This window comes from Cryobacterium sandaracinum, assembly GCF_004403415.1.
Lineage (GTDB): Bacteria > Actinomycetota > Actinomycetes > Actinomycetales > Microbacteriaceae > Cryobacterium > Cryobacterium sandaracinum.
The window spans coordinates 1-2470 of the sequence record NZ_SOGO01000003.1; the positions used below are offsets into that span (position 1 = coordinate 1).

Annotated in this window: 2 protein-coding genes; both read right to left on the bottom strand. The window is 63.1% G+C overall.

All coding sequences use genetic code 11. The annotated features are described in order from the left end of the window. The coding region (locus E3T25_RS00135; RefSeq protein WP_134371453.1) for a SufB/SufD family protein at positions 1-1081 on the bottom strand (1081 nt) is incomplete at its 3' end. Positions 1082-1144: 63 nt separating this feature from the next. After that, positions 1145-2470, bottom strand: a 1326-nt coding sequence (sufB, locus tag E3T25_RS00140) for a Fe-S cluster assembly protein SufB (protein WP_134371451.1), incomplete at its 5' end; no start/stop codon positions are given.

A 2470-nucleotide genomic window follows, 5' to 3' on the forward strand; every position in this document is an offset into this window, starting at 1 on the left:
CGCGGGACTGCAGGTAGAACAGCTGCTCGTCGTCGAAGCGGCCGGTCGCGCTCGCGTGCCCGGCCCCCTTGATGTCGCCGGTCTCGATCTCGAGGTTCGGGATCGAGTCCGCCCGGGTGCCTTCGGTGAGCACGAGGTTACGGTTTTGTTCGTAGCTGTCGGTCCCGGCCGCATCCCGCCCGATCAGGACGTCGCCGATCCACACGGTGCGGGCACCTTGACCCTGCAACGCACCCTTGTAGGTGACGCGGCTGCGACTGTTCGGCGCGACATGGTTCACGAATACCTGCTGCTCGAGGTGCTGGNGACTGTTCGGCGCGACATGGTTCACGAATACCTGCTGCTCGAGGTGCTGGCCGGCGTCGGCGAAGTACAGGCCGAGCAGCTCCGTGTCCGAACCGATCCCGGCTAGACGCACCGACGGGTTCACCCGCACGATGCTGCCGCCCAGGCTCACCACGATGTGCTTCAACCGTGCGTCGCGGCCGATGGTGGCGAAGTGGTTCGTCAGGTGCACGGCCGTGTCGCCCCATTCCTGCAGACTGACCACGGTCAGGTTCGCGGACTCGCCCAGGATGATCTCGACGTTCTCGCTCAGCCGGGCCGCACCCGTGTTCTCCAGGATCAGGATGGCTTGGCTGAACGGCTTGGCCTCGATGATGGTGTGCGCGCCGCGCGCGCCGGAACCCAGGCCGGCACGGGTGACCGTGACCTCCTTGGCCTCCTCGCCGCTGATCGTGATCGCGAGAGCCTTCTCGAAACTCGACCACGCGTTCGCCGACGCGCGTTCCTCGGGCGCCCCGGCCGAACCGATCCGCGGGTCGGTGCGATCGACCCAGGCGACGCTGACCCCGGCGACGCGTGAAGACTCGACCGGGTACTCCGACCCGTCGAGCACACCCGCGGTCAGGTCGGTGAACTTCTTCACCGGCGATAGCTTCCAGACCGCTTCACGACCCGTGACGGGACCGAAGTCGGCCACGTTCACGCTCGCGAACCGGTCCGACCGGGTCTGCACCGGCACATAACCGAAACGGCCGTCCGAGTGCTCCTTGATGCCGTGCTGCTCCGCAGTAGGCATGGCATCCGTTGTGGATGCCGGGGTGGTTGGTGGGGAATTGAGTTGTGCAGAGACGGCGGACATTTAGCCGACGGATCCTTCCATGCCCATTTCAATGAGCTTGTTGAGTTCAAGGGCGTACTCCATCGGCAGCTCCCGGGCAATCGGCTCGATGAAGCCGCGCACGATCATGGCCATCGCCTCATCTTCGGGCATCCCCCGGCTCATCAAGTAGAACAGCTGCTCCTCGCTGACCCGCGACACCGTGGCCTCATGGCCCAACTGCACATCATCGACCCGGATATCGATCGATGGATACGTGTCCGAACGCGATTTCGTGTCCACCAGCAACGCGTCACAGCGCACCGTGTTCGCGGAGTGGTGCGCCGTGGCATCCACCCGCACCTCACCGCGGTAACCAGACCGGCCACCACCCCGGGCAATGGACTTCGACACGATCGAAGACTGCGTATACGGCGCCATGTGGATCATCTTCGCGCCCGCATCCTGATGCTGACCGGGACCCGCGAACGCCACCGACAGGGTCTCCCCCTTAGCGTGCTCACCCATCAGATAAATCGACGGGTACTTCATCGTGACCTTGGAACCGATATTGCCGTCGATCCACTCCATCGTGGCACCCTCCGCAGCCGTCGCACGCTTCGTGACCAGGTTGTAGACGTTCGTGGACCAGTTCTGGATAGTCGTGTAGCGAACGCGGGCATTCTTCTTCACAACAATCTCGACCACCGCAGAGTGCAGAGAATCGGACGAGTAGATCGGGGCCGTGCACCCCTCGATGTAGTGCACGTAGCTGCCCTCGTCGGCGATGATCAGGGTGCGCTCAAACTGCCCCATATTCTCCGTATTGATGCGGAAGTAGGCCTGCAGCGGGATCTCCACGTGCACACCCGGCGGCACATAAACGAAAGAGCCGCCCGACCACACCGAGGTGTTCAGCGCCGCGAACTTGTTGTCGCCGGAGGGAATGATCGTGCCGAAATACTCCTCGAAGAACTCCGGATGCTCCCTCAACGCCGTGTCGGTATCCATGAAGATGACACCCTGCGCAGCCAATTCTTCGTTGATCTGGTGATAGACCACCTCGGACTCATACTGGGCCGCGACGCCGGAGACAAGACGCTGACGCTCGGCCTCGGGAATGCCGAGCTTCTCATAGGTGCTCTTGATGTCCTCGGGCAGGTCGTCCCAAGTCTGGGCCTGCTTCTCCGTGGAACGCACGAAGTACTTGATGTTGTCGAAATCGATGCCCGACAGGTCAGCACCCCAAGTCGGCATCGGCTTGCGCTCAAACAACTCGAGGGCCTTGAGGCGACGCTGCAGCATCCACTCAGGCTCGCCCTTGAGATTGGAGATATCGGTCACCACCTCCGGCGAAATCCCGCGGCG